Genomic DNA, 15434 nt, shown 5'->3' with positions numbered 1-15434 from the left:
GCTGCCGTCCCGTCGTCAACCGGCTTCGACAGGTAATGGGGGTGAGGGCCATGGCCACCGCGCCGGACCCACCGGCGTCGCTCGCGGCGCGCCTCGACCGGCTGTTCCAGGTCGTGCGGCCGGCGGGCCGGGGCGAGTACAGCTACGAGGAAGTGGCCTCGGCCATCCGCGCGCAGGGGGTGTCCATCTCCCACACCTACGTCTGGCAGCTGCGCAAGGGCCTGCGGGACAACCCGACGATCAAGCACCTGGAAGGGCTGGCGAAGTTCTTCGGGGTGCGGCCCTCGTACTTCCTCGACGAGGACACCACCGAGATCGACGCCCAGCTGGAACTGCTCGCCACCCTGCGGGACCGTTCGGTGCGGGCACTGGCCCTGCGCGCCAACGGCCTGTCCGCGGCCGGGCTGCAGGCCGTCGCGGGCATGATCGAACACGCGCGGACGGTCGAGGGGCTGCCGCCCGCCGACGAAGAACGGTACCCGCTGGGTGACTAGGGAGCCGCCCGCGCGGAGCAACCGGAGCCTGTGGCGGGCGTGCCGGGTGCGGCTGCAGGACTTCCCCGTGCCCCGGCCGTTTTCCCTGCCGGCCCTGCTCGAACAGGTGTCCCGGAGCCGGGGGCGCGACCTGCACCTGCACGAGCTGCCGTTCCCGCCGGGGCCGGACGTGCCGTGCGGGATGTGGATCGCCACCGCGCAGGCCGACCACGTGTACCACGCCACCGGCGTCAGCGCCCTGCACCGGCAGAACATCGTCCTGCACGAACTCGGGCACATGGTGTGCGACCACCGGGTGGCCGAGCCGGACGCCGTCGCCGCGCTGCTGCCCGGCCTCGACCCGGCGATGGTGCAGCGCGTCCTGATGCGGACCCGGTACTCGACGCTCCAGGAGCGGGAGGCGGAGATGATCGCGGCGCTGATCCTGGAGAAGGCCGGCTGGCCGTCGCCGCGGCCGGCGGCCCCGGGCGGCCCGCTCGACGAGGTGTTCGGCTTCCCGGAGGGGCACTGACGTGTCACCCGAGCTGCCCGTGTTCACCGTGCCGGTGGTGTCGGCGGCCGCGCTGGCGGTGCTGTGGCTGGTCGTCATGACGGGCCTGCCGCGGCTGCTGCGGTCGGTTCCGCAACGGGCCGTGACCGCCTTCTTCGCGTTCCTGCTGCTGTCCGCACCGACGTCGCTGCCCGGGGTGCGCCGCGCGGTCGACTCGGTCACCGGCGTCCCGGACCTGACCATCCTGCTGGGGCACTTGGGCACGCTCCTGGCGTTCATCGCCATCCTGGAGCTGGCGGCCGGCGTCGAGGCCGGGCGGCGGGTCCTGCTGCGGCGCGGGCAGCTGGCGTTCACCCTGGTGATGACCGGCCTGGTGACGCTCTTCGTGTTCATCCCCCGCCGGCTCGACCAGCCCGACTTCGGGTTGTGGCAGGTCCGCCACCCGCTGGTGGTGACCTATCAGGTGCTGTTCCAGACGTGCCTGGGCCTCGGCCTGTCCCTCGCCGTGGCGTTCCTGGTCCCGTACTGGCGGAAGGCGCGGCGAGGGCCGTTGCGGAAGGCGTTGCTCCTGCTGTGGCTGAGCGCGGCCGTCGGCCTGCTCTACGTGGCGAGCCGGATGTGGTACGTCGTGGGCCACGGGTTCGGTTTCCTCCACCAAGTCGCGCGGCCGGTCTACGGGACGGTCACCTTCCTGCTCCTCTGGACGGCGGTGGCGCTGGCCGGATCGGCCGCGCTGGTCCGCGTCGGGTACGCGGTGACCCGGCACGTCCGTCACCGGATCGCCTACCACCGGCTGGGCGGCCTGTGGCGGACGCTCACCGAGGCCGTTCCGGGCACCGTGCTCGATCCCCGGTCCGGCCCGTTCCCGGCCCGCGCGTTCCGGCGGCGGCTGTACCGCCGGATCATCGAAATCCGCGACGCCCAGATGGAATTGACCGGCTACGTCGCTCCCGAGGAGCACCAGGCAGCCGAAGCGGCGTTGCGCGGCCGCGAAGCGGCGGTTCTGGACGCCTGCGTGCTCCGGCTGGGGCTGCGGTCGAAGGACGAAGGCGGCGCGGGTCCGCACGAGTCCCGTGCCGGATCCCGGACCACCGACGGAACGGTCGACGACGAACTGGCCGATCTGCTGCGCTTGCGGCTGGCGATGGATGATCCGGAGGTCGTCCGGACGGTGGCCGGGATTCCGGCGCCGCGGCCGAGCTGACAGCGGCGCAATGGTGGGGGCCCGTTCCGGAATCGCTGCGGAATTCCGGTCGCTGGGGGACAAGGATCGCGCGCGCAGACACAAGCCGCAGGGCGCGGGGCGTCCCACACTTCGCGTTCAGTCCGGGGGTGGTGGTCCGGTGGAGCGAGGAGCAGCCATGAGCCGAACCAGTCCCGCGCCGGACCGCACCGCCCTGGCCGAGAACGTTCTGGGGGTGCCCGGCATCGTCTTTCTCGTGCTGGCCGCGGTCGCTCCGCTGACCGGGATGGTCGTGATCGCGGCCATCGGGATCGCAGGACGTCGCCACCGCGCACCTGTCCACCGGGGACCTCGTGTTCTCCGTGTCGCAGGAGTACCTCGGCGGCGCGCTGACGAAGGTGATGATGCTGCTCGTGGTCAGCCTGTTCGCCGCGCTGCTGGCCCTGCACAACTCGGCCACGCGCTACCTCGTGACACTGGCGATCCTCGGCTTCCCGACCCTGGCCGGCTCGAGCAACGGCGTCGTCCCGCAGCTGCCGTGGCTGCGCACCCGCCAGCCGGCCGTGTACCACGCGCTGGACGCCGATCTGGAGGCCGCGACGGGGAAGGTGGACACCACACCCGTCAGGCGCCTAACGTCAACACGCGGACGCTCAACGTGACCAGAGGTGCCAGTGGACCGCTACCAGGAGTCCCTGCCGGCGTCGGTGCGGCGAGCGCGCTCCGCGGCACCGGAGGGCCGACCGGGCCTGCCGCCCATCGGCCGCATGCCCGGCGCCGAAGTGCTTCGCGCGCTGGTGCAGCGCGGGGCACCCAACAGCGCCGTGGCGAGCGTGCTCGTGCAGCGGATGAGCGAGTCGGACCTCGAGACGTTGAACGGCGATTTCGGCCCCGCACGGGTGCGGGAGGCGTTGGAGAGCCTCGACAAGAGCGCGGAGGACGCGCAGGCGGCGGAGGTGCGCGCGGCCTGCGAAGCCGATCCGTTCGGAAGTGCGAAGGATGCCGCTCGGCCGCCCGAGACCAAGTTCGAGTGGACCTCATCCGGCGACCCGGACTGGGGGAAGTACCTGCGTGACGAGGTGGCCGAGCCGGCCACCATGAACTGCTGGGAGTACCTGCTGTTCGTCGCCGTCAGGACCGGGCAGCTGTCGAAAGCGGAAGTGGTGCGGCTCTACACGGACGAAGACGGTTTCGTGCGCGCGAAAATGAACAACGCCGCCGAGATCTTCGCCGTCGGCCCCGCGGACCTGCTCGGCGGCAACACGTTGTCCATCGGCGACGCGATCGTGTTCGACATCGCCGAGCGGCACGTCGCCCTGTCGCTCGGCGGCTCACGCGTCGCCGACCTGGGCGGCCGCTACGAGGAGGTCACCGAGCCGCAGTTCGGCGAACTCGTCACCCACCAGAACACCAGGATGACGGTCGGGGGCCTGTTCGGGCACCTGTCGCTGCTCATGGACCGGATGGAAAAGCACCACAACTATCTCTACGATTTCCGGGAATACCTCACCGAAACCCTCGGCTTGAAGGAAGATCAGCGGCTACCGAGCCCGTTCGTGGACTATCTCGACGAATTCGCCCTGAAGCGGAGGTGGCCGGCGGACGTCGTGCAAGCCGTGCGGCCGGTCGTTCTCCGGGTCTCTTCCCCGCCGGTGTACCGGATCCCCAAGGCGGTCTGGATCGGGCGGGTCAAGAGCCACGTCCCGCCGGAGCGTGACTGACCGGCTGCCGCTGTCGGTAGTTTTGCGGAACCGGTTCCACCGCAAATGTGCGAAACTGTGCCGATGGGGAGAACGGGACCGCTCGGCTTTCTCGGCGCCGACGTGCTGGTGAAACTGATCGGGGCCCTGTGCCTGCGCCCGCGGTTCGGGGACCGGCCGCGGAAACTCGACGAACAGTGCCACTGGACCGATTACCAGGACGAACGGTCCGAACGGCGCGGACTGCCCATGGTGTGCCTCGTCCGGCCCGCCGAAAGCGGCGAGGTGCTCGCCGCCGTCGCGGAGCGGCTCCGGAACGCCAAACCGCAGGGCAGCATCCGGTACGCGCGGCCGGAACTCGCCGTGCACGAAGGGCAGGACAAGGCCGGCCCCGCGACCACCCGCTCCGTCACCGTCGTCCGGGACATCCTGCGGGAAGCGCGGAAGGCACTCGGGGACAGCGCGTCCGCGCACACCAGCCGGCTGCCGTTCCCGCTCTTCGACCTCGTCTACTGGCTCATGCTGCAGGACTACGACGGCCGGGACGACCCCGACGGGGTGCTGCGGCGGGCCATCCGGCGGATCAGCCTCGCCGAGCGGTTCAGCTCGTCGGCCGAGGACGCCGTCAAGCAGCTGCCGGAGAACCAGGGCATCTGGAAGGTCTTCTCCCTGCTCGTGCGCGGGCTGACGCTGCTGACCTTCCGGATCGCCGTCACCGGGCGGGTGCCCGTGCTGTCCGGGCGCTACCGGTGGTTCCTGCGGCAACCGCACCTCGCGCCGGAGATGTCGGGCAGCTTCGTCCGGTTCGCCCGGCGGCTCACCCGAGGGCAGTGGCAGGAGGAGGCCCCCGAGTACGTCTGCCGCCTGCTGCTCAACGCCTTCCTCGAAGACCTGCGGCGCGCCTACCGGCTGCGGCCGTGGCGGGTGTGGCGGCGGCGCCGGATGACCTACCCGGTCCTGCTGCTGGACGAGGTGAGCGTCGGCAACGGCGGGTACCGGCTGCTGGAGCTGGTCAACTCCGTCCGCAACCAGGTCGGGCGGTTCGACCCGCTGCTCGTGGTCAGCGCCAGCCCGGCGCCGCCGCCGGACGCGGTGCCCACCCCGCACCGCCCGCAGTTCCAGGCCGCGCAGGCGCGGGCCGCGTACGTGGCCTGGCAGAACCAGCTCGAACGCGACCGGCGGGAGCGGCGGCCGACCGCCTGGTACCTGCCGATCGGCGTCCGGCCGCCCTCGGACGCCGACGAGCCGAAGGTCCGGCAGATGCTGCAGACCCTCGGCAGCGACTACCGGTTCCGCCGTCAGGTCCGGCCGCCGTGGTGGGCCAGCCGGTGGACGCGGATCGGGGTGCCGGTCGTGGTCGTGGCGCTGGCCGCCGCGTTCGTCGCCTACCGCTCCCACGACACCTACGCCGAGCACTGCGGCTCGGACAACCCCTGGCTGACCTGGACCGGCAGCGAGTGCGTCGGCACCACGGACGGCACCCAGGACGTGTTCCAGCCGTCGGACGCGACGATCCGGCAGGTCGAAGCGGTCGTGCTGGACCAGAACCACCGGGCGGAGCAGCTGCACCAGGCCCATCCGGAACGGCCGTACATCACCCTCGTCGCGCTGGAGGCCCTGACTTCGTCGAACAACCTCGCGGAGGGCCTGACCAGCGAGCGGGAATCGCTGGAGGGATTTGCGGTCGCCCAGCTGCGGCAGCTGAACGCGCCGGGCTCGGCCGACCCGATCGTCCGGCTGCTCATCGCCAACGGCGGGCGCAACATGCGCGAAGGCGAGCGGGTGGCGAAGGAGCTGAAGCTGCAGGCCGAGCAGGACAAGAGCATCGTCGGGGTGGTCGGGCTGGACCTGAGCAGCACGCCGACGCAGAAGACCATCGCCGCGCTGACCAACGCGGGCCTGCCGATGGTCGCCTCGACGCTGTCCGCGGACCCGCTGGCCGACCTCAACCCGATGTACTTCCAGGTGACGCCGCAGAACCGGCGGGAGGCGGCGGTGGCGGCCGGGTTCGCCGAGCAGCTGCCGGGCCCGCGCGCGGTGCGCGTCTACTATTCCGACGACGGCGCCGACGTGTACAGCACCAACCTGCGCGACGACGTCCTGCAAGCCTTCCGGCAGAAGCACTTCCAGGCCGAGGCGCGGGCGTTCACCCCGGACGGCGGCCTCGCCGGGGCGGCTTCGCACGTGGGCTACGGGGAGACGCTGCTGGGCAACGCGGGCGCGGCGGGCCGGGACACCTGTTCCTTCGACGGTCTCGTGTTCTTCGCCGGCCGGGGCGTCCCCGACTTCGGGCAGTTCCTCAGCAGCGCGGCCCAGTGCGGCAGCCGGGCCACCTTCATCGGCGACGACGACGTCACGCGGTTCGTCGCCGACCAGGGCGAACGCCAGCGCAACCGCGCGCTGCCCTACTACTACCTGTCGTTCGCCACCTCACCGGTCACCGAGCCGAGCGGCGCGGCCCTCGACTTCTACACGACGCTGGACCAGACCCTGTTCCCGTTCGAGCAGACCCCGGAGGGCCGCTCGTACGACGGCCACGCGGCCCTGGCCTACGACGCCGCCCAGGTGATGATCGTCGCGGCGGCGTACCTGCGCGAGACGGCGGCCGAGATCCCGGTGACGCCCGGCGCGATCTGGCGCGAGATCACCGCCATCCACACCTCGCGCCCGGGCGCGAAGCAGGTCAACAAGTACCTCGAAGGCGTCACGGGCACCATCGACTACGGCGGCGACATCGGGCGGAACGTGCCGCAGAACAAGCCGGTGGCGGTGATGGGCGTGTCCGGCGGCGAAGTCGACAAGTCGGTACACGGTTTCTGCGGCGCGGCTGATGGTCCCACGTCGGACACCTGGTGCCCGCCCGATCCGTGAGGCACCCTCAGTCCAGGCCGGCGACGGCTTGAGCGGCTCGGCGCCGGTACCGCTCGTCCAGCCCCGGGTCCTCCGCCAGGGCGCGGAACGCGTCGCCCGCGGTGTCGTCGTCGAGCGCGGCCAGCTCGTCGGCGGCGTCCCAGCGCAGGTCCGCGGCCAGCTCCGGGTCGCCCACCATCCGCCACAGCACGGAATACGCCTCCGGGACGCCGCGGGCGGCTTCCTCGCCCAGCGCCGAACCCAGGCGGCGGAACCGCTGGGCCAGGAGCTTCCGGTAGGCCGCTTCGCCGTCGAGCACCACCGCGACGCTTCCCGCGTGCAGCCGCACCCCTTCCGGCAGGTGCCGGTTGCCGAGCACCAGGTCCAAACCCTCGGACAACCCCTCGTCTTCGCCCGCCGGCATCGCCTCGGCCGCGTCGACCACGCTGTGCGGGTACTCCCAGTCAGGGAACTCCCGGCTTCGCCCCAGGAACCTGACGGCCGCCGAAGCTGCGGCGCCCGAGCGGCCGCACTCCCGCATCGCCCGGATCCGTTCGAAGTCCGGCAGATCGGCGTCGACCACCATCGCCAGCAGCCGGGCGATCCCTTCCGGGTGCCCGAGATCCCGCAGGGTGATCGCCGCGCCCCAGTGGTCCTCTTCGGACAGCGACGCGTTGCCGGTGATCTCGGCCAGCGCGGCGACCGGTCCCCTTCCGGCCGGCAGTCCGGCCGCCGCCAGCCGGCGCACCAGCCACCAGCTGCTGCCCGGCGAATACCGCACGAGGTGCTCGAGGAGGACGTCGGTGTCCTTCGTTCTCGCCGACCAGATGTCGGCCAGGAAGACGGGCACCTGGGAGAAGCGGAAGACCTGCGAGACATCGCTTTCGCCGAATTCCGTGCCGTACTGGGCGGCGAGGGCTTCGAAGACCCGGTCCAGCGTGCGCCACCGGTCCACGCCCGGGTGACGGACGAGGCGGTCGGCGACGCGCCGGGCCGCCAGGTACTCCTCGAAGGTCGTGTGCGCGAACTCCACGTCCCCCGCGGCCGAGACGACCAGGCCGGTCCGGCACAGAACGTCGTGCAGTTCACGGGCGCGCACGCCGGGGTCGGCCGCGGCCGGTTCGAGCGGCGTGCCGCGGGCGAACCCGGTGGCCGCGGCGAGTACCGGCAGGTCCGGGCTCCGGAACAGCCGCTCGCTCGCGACCTTTTCCAGCAGCTGGACGACGTCGCGATGGGTCCGTCGTTCGGCGTTCGTGTACGCCCGGCCGGTGAAGAGCTTCCGCACGTACTGTTCGTAGAGATCGGACAACCGCTCGGGCGGCCGTCGGCCCGGATCCTGCAGCAGCAGGCCGCAGAGCATCGTGGCGGCCAGCGGTTCGAGCAGCCAGTCCATGAAGCGGTTGCGGCGGACGTGGGCGACCACGCCGTCGCTCACCTCGGACGAGTCCGCGACGCCGCGGAGTTCGAGCCAGTGGCGGACGAACCGGCCGAGCACGGGCAGGTCGAAGGGCTTGAGCTCGTACGCCGGGAATCGGTTGCCGGCCGCCCGCAGGTCGGCCTCCGGCACCGGCCTGCTCGCCACGACGAAGCGGAGGAACGGGTGCCGCGCGCCTTCCGTGATCGTTTCGAGGGCCACCCGGGCCTCGTCGATCCCGGTTACCTCGTCCAGCCCGTCGACCAGCACCAGCCAGGACCCGCCGCCCGGCGGGGCCGCGGCGAACGTGTCCACCGGGAGGCCGGTCAGCAGGAACGACCCGAGCTCGGCGACCACGCCGTCGCGGATCGCCTGGGCCAGCGGGATCCCGGCCCGGAACCGGCGTGCGTGCACCGGAACCGGCAGGCAGGGTGCTGAGGCGTCCTCGGCCAGGGTGGCGGCGATCCGCCGGAGCAAGCTCGACTTGCCGCCACCCGGGCCACCGAAGGCGACCAGGTGGTCGTTCGCGGCGAGCGCCTGGCGCCAGGTGCCGGGCCGTCCGGAGGACCGGTCGACCAGGTCCTGGTCGACGTACACCGCGCTGAGCGGCACGGTGTCCGCCGACAGCCCTTCACGGTTGACCACCGGGTGGCCCTCCGCCGCCCGGCGGACCGCGCGCAGGTAGTCGACGGCGTCGAAAGCGGCGCGTTCACCAAGGTTGACCACGCCGATGTGGCGGGCCTGCACCACGTGGCCCGCCACCGTCCCGCTGACGTGGTTGTGCACGCCGTCGTCCGCCACGGCCACGCCCTCCTCCGCACCGCTGCCCCTCATGGATATCACGAGACGGCGCGTCGGAGGGCCACGCTAGCCGAACGTCCACTGCTGGTTGCTGCCGCCGTTGCAGGTCCACAGCTCCACCGGGGCGCCGTCCGCCGTGGACGCGCCCGTCACGTCCAGGCACAGTCCTGATTGGACACCGATCACCGTGCCGTTGGAGTTCACCGTCCATTGCTGGTTGGCCTGGCCGTTGCAGGGCCACGTCACCACCTTCGTGCCCGCGCTCGTTCCCTGGCCCGATGCGTCCAGGCACATCGTCGTGCCGCCGAGGGTGGCCGTCAGCCTGCCGTCCGTCGTGCGGGTCCACGTCTGGCCCGCCTGGCTCGCGCAGCCGGCGATCTGCAGCTGCGTGCCCTGCGTCGAGTTCGGTGCCGACAGGCACTTGCCCGCGCCGACCGCGTGCACCGGGCCCGTCCCGGTGCCCACGCCGCCGGTGCCGTAGGCCGCCGCGACGATGTTCGCCTGGACCGCGTTCTCCGTGGCGTCCGACGGGTAGCCCGACGTCATCACGCCTTCGTAGAACGTGCCTGCCGATCCGATGCTGTTGTCGCCGCCCGTGCCGAGGATGATCGCGCCTTCCTTGCGCATCGGGTTGTAGCCCGAGACGTTGGGGCGCACGCCGTCGTAGAACGTCGACACACCGCCGGATTGGGCGTTGCCGCCGCGGATGGCCCAGTGGTTGGGGCCGCCCTTGATGATCGCCGTCAGGTAGCGGTGGCTGATGCTGGGGTCATTGGCGTTGTAGTGCTGGTTGACGCCGGAGAACAGGCCGTTCTCCAGGTCGGCCATGATCCACGGGCCGTTGCCGGCGCCGTAGCCCCACACCTTGATGTTGCCGAAGTAGATCGCTTCCATGGTGCCGTTGCCGTTGTCACGGCTGTTGCGCTCGGCGTTGCCGTAGTCGAAGCAGCAGCCGCCGTTGTAGTGCGTGCCGTCGAAGATCGCGTACATGCCCTCCGGCTGGTCACCGGTCGCGACGCCGTTGGTGTTGTTGTTGCGGTACCCCGTGCCGGGGGCCACGTAGACGCCGTAGGCCTTCTGGCCGCCGACCGTGGTCGGTGCGGCGGCCGCGTTCGCCAGGTTGTCGTACCCGCCGGGGGCCGGGCCGGAGAACCCGCCCGGCGGCGCCTGGGTGAGGTGATTGTTCCGACCCGACTGGTCGTAGATGACCGTGATCAAACACGTGGTCCCGGCGCAGAAGCTGTCCTGGGCCGCCGCGTTCGCCACGCCGCCGGCGCTCAGCACGCCGATGTCCCGCGTCGCATTGTCCGACGCGCGCCGGACCTGGTAGAGCGAGCCGTTGTAGGCGCCGTACAGCGCCCGGGTCGTCGAATGCGCGGCGACACAGGGTGTGCCGCCCGCCGCGTAGATGTCGCACGGGCCTTCGGTGGCGGCCTGCGACGTCGTCGCCGTGCCGGCCACCGCACCGGCGGCGATCACCACAGCCGGCCACAGTCTTCTCCAGCGTGCCTTCATCGTCGAACTCCTTCGTCCGCCACGGCTAGCTCCGGGTCCACTTCTGCGCGTTGCTGCCGGTGCAGGTCTGCAGGGTCACCGGCGTGCTGTTTCCGGTGCCGTTCCCGCTCGGGGTGAGGCACAGTCCCGATTGGACACCCGTGATCGTCCCGTCCGCGGCCGCGTTCCACTGCTGGTTGGTGCCGCTCGTGCAGTCCCAGATGATCGCCCGGGTGCCGGCCGTGGTCCCGGCGCCCTCGGCGTCGAGGCACTTGCTGCCGTACACCTGGATCTGCTTGCCGGAGGTCACGGTCCACTGCTGGTTGCTGCCGCCGTTGCAGTCCCAGAGCGTCACCTGGGTGCCGTTGGTCTGGGACACGTTCGGGACGTCGAGGCAGCGGCCGGCGGCGGTGTTGCGCAGCACCGACGTCGACCCGCCGCCCGAGCCGGCGACCGAGAGGTTGTCGAACTGCGCGGTCTCCCCCTGGGCCGTGCCGATCCCGACCTGGCCGGCCGGGAAGGTGCCGTCGGTGACCGTGCCGATCACCGTGCCGTCGACCGACGCCGTGATGGTGCTGCCGGCGAAGCCCAGTGACAGCTTGTGCCAGCTGTTGGTGCCGAGCGCGGTCGTCGTGCCGGTGCGCAGGGTCGTGTTCTGCTGGCTGGTGTTGTTGCGCCGCAGCGACCAGGCCCCGGTGTCACTGACCCGCAGGTAGTAGGCGTTCAGCGCGCCCTGGTTGCCGGTGTCCTGGTTGCCGGCGTGGCCCAGCAGCTCGACGTACCCGGGCTTTTCGAGCAGCACGTCCGTGCTGAGCGTGTAGCTGCTCCAGGCCACGTTGCCCAGCAACGCGTACGGATCGGTCGTCTTCTTCCACGGGATCGCCTTCTGCGGGGACGCCTGGCGCACGCACGTCCCGGCCCGGCCGGCGCCGCACGCCGACGTCTCGAAGGCCCCTTCCATGTCCATCAGGTACTTGGCTTCCTTGCCCTTGGCGTACCCGTCGAAGTCGTCGCTGTAGGGCAGGTTCAGCGAACCCTGCGGCGGGCTCGTCGCCGTGCCCTTGCCCTGCCCGGTGGTGGTCGTGACGGTGTACAGGTAGCCGGGCTGGACGGTCAGGGAGAACGCCCCGCCGGACGGGGTGATGTCGGTGCTGTGCACGAAGTGGTCGCCCGGGTTGCTCGAGTTGAGGTTGGTCGCCCAAACGTGCACCTGGCCGGTGGACAGGCCGCCGGTCGTCGTGAAGTTCAGCGTCTGGGCGGAGGTCGCGTCCATGGTCTCGATGACCGTGCTGTGGTCACCGGTGGTCGGCGCCTTCAACGTGACGTAACTGCCGTTGGCGCGGTTGCCGCCGAGGTAGCCGCTCGAGGCGTCGAGGTACTTCCAGCCGGGTGCGGTGAACTGGGTGGTGTGCGCCAGCGCCCACGCGTCCTTGCCGACCGAGTAGTAGCCCGACCACGGCTGGTTGGCCAGGATCAGGCCGACGGTCGGCCACGGGATGTTCGGGGTGACGGCGGCGATCAGGTCCCAGTTGAGGTAGGCGGTCATCTTGCCGTCGAGGTAGACGCGGTTGATGCCGCGGGCCAGCGGCTTGGCGCCGTCGTTGTAGTCCTGGGAGCCGTTTTCGCTGGACCACAGCGTCTTGCCGGTGGCCGTGACGTTCGACGGGACACTGCAGGACGTCTGCGCGCTGAGGTAGCCGCAGGTGTAGTGGGCGCTCAGGACGTCGGTCGCGTTGCGGTAGGCCGTGTTCGTCGAGATCGCGCTCGCCGGGCCCCAGTCCCCCGGCCACGAATCACCGGAGATGATCTTGACGGCGCTGTACCCGTTGGCGTTGAGGGCATTGCGCAGGGTCACGGTCCAGTCGGCGCTCCACTGCTTCTCGTTCTGGACGCTCGTGAGGTAGTCAATGGTCAGCCCGTGCTGCTTCGCACAGCCCAGCCACGACAGGTAGTAGTCGGTGAGGTCGTTCGAGAAGAACGTGCCGTTACCGATCCAGCCGGGCGCGCCCCACGGCAGGCCGACGAGCTTGATCCCCGGGTTGCGGGCTTTGGCCTGTTCCATCAGCCACCACTCGTACCCGCGGTTGCAGTCGAGGTCGCCGCGGAAGTGGGCGTGGCTGGGTTCGGCGCCGCTGGTGGAGTTCGTGTCCCCGCCCATTTCCACCTTGAGGATCTGCAGGGCGGCGCCGTAGCCCGGTTTGAAGAGGTAGTCGAGGATCTGGCCGCGCTGCGGCTCCGGGTAGTCGATCAGCAGGCGGGTGTTGCCACCACCGCCGCTGACCGCGCCGACGCCGTCGAAGGTGCGGCCCGCCGAGCCGCCGTCGAGGGTGATGGAGGTGGCCGCCTGGGCGGGTGCGGCGGCGGCCACGACGCCGGCGGCGACGACCACCGCGGCGACGGCTGCCGTGCGGAGTCTCCGGAGCAGGGTTCCGGGCATGGGGGTTCTCTCTTCCGACGGAGGGGGATCAGGGGTTCAGCGGTAGCCGGCCGCGACGATGTTCGCCTGCACCGCGGCTTCGGTCGCATCCGAGGGATAACCGGCGACCATCGCGCCTTCGTAGAACGTGCCCGCGCTCAGGTTCGCCCCGCCGCCGGGCTTGCAGCAGTCACCGCCGCTGCCCAGGATGATCGCGCCCTGCTTCTTCATCGGGCTGTACCCGCTCGGCAGGCCGCCGTCCCACATCGTGGTGAGGCTGCCGGACTGGGCGTTGCTGCCCTTGAGCGCGAACCGGGACGTGCCGTTGTTCTTCAGCATCGCCGTGACGAACTTGCTCGGCAGGGCCCGCTGGTTCGGGTTCCACTGCTGGCTGCCGCCCGGGTAGAGGCCCCACTCGAGGTCGGCCTGCACCCACGGGCCGCCGCCGCTGCAGCCGCCGAACCAGCACTCGGTGCCGAAGTTGATCGCGTCCATCGCGCCGGCCGCGTCGGCCTTCCGGGTCGTTTCGCTGTTGCCGTAGTCGAAGCAGCAGCCGCTGTTGACGTGCGTGCCGCTGGTCACCATGTACATGCCCTCGGGGGCGCTGCCGGTCGGGACGCCGGTGAGGTGGCCGTCGCGCCAGTAGCTGTTGCCGGGGTTGATGTACAGCGAATACGCCTTGGTGCCGCCGACCGTGAGCGACTCCGACGTCGCCTTCGCCGGGCTGCTCTGGCTGGACCCCGGGACGACGCTGGAGCCCTGGTACCACAGGTCGTTCCCGCGGCCGGACTGGTCGTAGACCACCGTGACGACGCAGGTGCTGCCCGCGCAGAAGGAATCCTGGGCCGCGGCGTCGGCGTTGCCGCCCGCCGCCAGGACCCCGATGTTCCTCGTCGTGTTGTCGGAGGATCGCCGGACCTGGTAGAGGTTGCCCGCGTAGGCCCCGTACAGCGCCCGGACGGTGCTGTGCGCGGCGACGCACGGCGTCCCGCCCGACGCGTAGATGTCGCACGGCGCGGTGCCGGACGGGGGCGGCGGCGTCGTCCCGCCGGTCCACTGCTGGTTGGCCCCGCCGTGGCAGGTCCACAGGATGACCGCGGTGCCGTTGGCCGTGCCGGCGCCGTTGACGTCCAGGCACAGTCCCGACTGGACACCGGTGATCGTCCCGTCGGAGTTGCGCCGCCACTGCTGGTTCGCCGCGCCGGAGCACGACCAGCTGATCACCGCGGTGCCGGGGGCGGTCCGGTTGCCGTAGGCGTCGACGCACCGGGTGCCGTTCAGGGTCCGCAGCTCACCGGCGGTGGTGAACTCGAACGCCTGCCCGGCCTGGCCGGCGCAGTCCTGGATCTCCAGCACCGCCCCCGGGGTGTCGGTGTTGCCCCGGACGGTCAGGCACCGCCCCGACGCCGAGCCCACCAGCGACGCCGGGGCCGCCGACGCCGGCGTCACCCCGGCCAAGGCCGTCAGCAGCAGCGCGGCCAAGAACACCATCACGCGCACGATTCCTCCACTTCGGACGTCCACAAAAGACTGTTCAGGCCGATTCGCGCAGCACGAGCCGGGTGTCGAGCACCGTGCGCTGCCGCGGGGCGGCGCCGGCGATCATGGCCAGCAGCTCGGCGGTCATCCGGGCCCCCATCTCCTCCACCGGCTGGCGCACGGTGGTGAGCGGCGGGTCCGTCCGCCGGCTGATCGGCAGGTCGTCGAAGCCGATGACGGCGACGTCCCCCGGCACGTCCCGCCCGGCCCGGCGAAGGGCGCGCATCGCCCCGACGGCCATCATGTCCGAGGCGGCGAAGATGGCGTCGACGTCCGGACGGCGGTCCAGCAGCCGGGCCGTGGCGTGCTCGCCGGACGCCTGCCCGAAGTCGCCGAACACCACGAGCCCGAGGTCGTGCCGGCCGCCGCCCACCATCGCCTGGCGGTAGCCGTTGAGCCGGTCCACGCCCGCGGTCATGTCCTGCGGCCCGGCGATGGTCGCGACGGTCCGGCGCCCCGCGCCGAGCAGGTGCTGGGTGGCCAGCCGCGCGCCGCCCTGGTTGTCGACGTCGACGTACGACAGCCGGCCCGATTCCGCCTGCCGGACCGGGCGGCCGCCGAACACCACCGGGATGTCGACCCAGTCCAGGTCGAGCGGGCGGCGGCCGTGCATGCCGACGACGAGGGCCCCGTCGACGTGCCCGCCGTCGAGGTACCGCAGCACCGGGCCCTGGTAGTTCTCCGTCGCCGGCACGGTGAGCAGCACGAGCTGCATCCCGACCGCGGACAGTTCCCGGTCGGCGCCGGCGGCGATCCGCGGGAAGTAGGGATCGGTGAACAACCGCAGGGCTTCCTCGCACACCACCAGCGCGATCGACCCCGTCTGCGGCGGGGGCGCGGCCCGCGCCGCGCGCTGCCGGGCGTACCCCAGCTGCAGCATCGCGGACTCGACCTGTTTGCGCCGTTCCGGGCTCACCCGCGGGAAACCGTTGAGCACGCGGGACGCGGTGGCGGTCGACACCCCCGCCGCCCGCGCGACGTCGGCCAGGGTGGGGCGGAGATCGGATGACTCGGCAGCGGACACGATGGCACCTCCCAAGACGACTCTGTCCG

General features: G+C 71.5%; 10 protein-coding genes and 1 pseudogene. 6 read left to right on the top strand and 5 right to left on the bottom strand.

Translation table 11 applies throughout. The annotated features are described in order from the left end of the window. The first annotated feature begins 50 nt into the window (after nt 1-50). From AB0J55_RS33710 to AB0J55_RS33685, 6 genes and pseudogenes are all read left to right on the top strand, one after another. On the top strand, nt 51-494 hold the full coding sequence (locus AB0J55_RS33710; protein ID WP_364257820.1) for a helix-turn-helix domain-containing protein: 444 nt from the start codon (nt 51-53) through the stop codon (nt 492-494). Further along, the gene (locus tag AB0J55_RS33705; RefSeq protein WP_364257817.1) at nt 487-1005 is read left to right on the top strand and encodes a hypothetical protein; all 519 of its coding nucleotides are present in this window, start codon (nt 487-489) and stop codon (nt 1003-1005) included. The genes AB0J55_RS33710 and AB0J55_RS33705 overlap by 8 nt, the downstream gene beginning before the upstream one ends. A gap of 1 nt (nt 1006) precedes the next feature. After that, complete coding sequence (locus AB0J55_RS33700) at nt 1007-2188, top strand: MAB_1171c family putative transporter (RefSeq protein ID WP_364257814.1); 1182 nt, start codon at nt 1007-1009, stop codon at nt 2186-2188. A 271-nt stretch (nt 2189-2459) separates the two neighbouring features. Next, nucleotides 2460-2829, top strand: a pseudogene (locus AB0J55_RS33695) (hypothetical protein); the annotation flags it as partial. Nucleotides 2830-2934: 105 nt separating this feature from the next. Continuing rightward, entirely contained in the window at nt 2935-3888 is a 954-nt protein-coding gene (locus tag AB0J55_RS33690; protein ID WP_364257811.1) for a hypothetical protein, read from the top strand. 63 nt (nt 3889-3951) lie between these two features. After that, complete coding sequence (locus tag AB0J55_RS33685) at nt 3952-6738, top strand: hypothetical protein (RefSeq protein ID WP_364257808.1); 2787 nt, start codon at nt 3952-3954, stop codon at nt 6736-6738. 7 nt (nt 6739-6745) lie between these two features. On the opposite strand, the gene AB0J55_RS33680 is transcribed toward AB0J55_RS33685, so the two are convergent. The 5 genes from AB0J55_RS33680 to AB0J55_RS33660 are packed head-to-tail and all read right to left on the bottom strand — an operon-like array spanning nt 6746 to nt 15405. Further along, a complete protein-coding gene (locus AB0J55_RS33680; RefSeq protein ID WP_364257805.1) occupies nt 6746-8965 on the bottom strand; it encodes a signal transduction protein in 2220 nt (739 codons plus the stop codon). Nucleotides 8966-8998: 33 nt separating this feature from the next. Next, nucleotides 8999-10447, bottom strand: a complete 1449-nt coding sequence (locus tag AB0J55_RS33675) for an arabinofuranosidase catalytic domain-containing protein (protein ID WP_364257802.1) — start codon at nt 10445-10447, stop codon at nt 8999-9001. A 25-nt stretch (nt 10448-10472) separates the two neighbouring features. Continuing rightward, nucleotides 10473-12863 carry a ricin-type beta-trefoil lectin domain protein gene (locus AB0J55_RS33670; RefSeq protein WP_364257799.1) on the bottom strand — a complete coding sequence of 797 codons (2391 nt, stop codon included), beginning with the start codon at nt 12861-12863 and terminating at the stop codon, nt 10473-10475. 36 nt (nt 12864-12899) lie between these two features. Next, nucleotides 12900-14333: an arabinofuranosidase catalytic domain-containing protein gene (locus AB0J55_RS33665; RefSeq protein ID WP_364258353.1), complete on the bottom strand. Its 1434-nt coding sequence runs from the start codon at nt 14331-14333 to the stop codon at nt 12900-12902. A 43-nt stretch (nt 14334-14376) separates the two neighbouring features. Further along, nucleotides 14377-15405 carry a LacI family DNA-binding transcriptional regulator gene (locus tag AB0J55_RS33660; RefSeq protein WP_364257796.1) on the bottom strand — a complete coding sequence of 343 codons (1029 nt, stop codon included), beginning with the start codon at nt 15403-15405 and terminating at the stop codon, nt 14377-14379. Nucleotides 15406-15434 lie beyond the last annotated feature (29 nt).

The sequence above is a fragment of the Amycolatopsis sp. NPDC049688 genome (genome assembly GCF_040674975.1).
Lineage (GTDB): Bacteria > Actinomycetota > Actinomycetes > Mycobacteriales > Pseudonocardiaceae > Amycolatopsis.
Note: the sequence above shows the minus strand (reverse complement) of the source record. Positions and strands in the feature narration are given on the sequence as shown.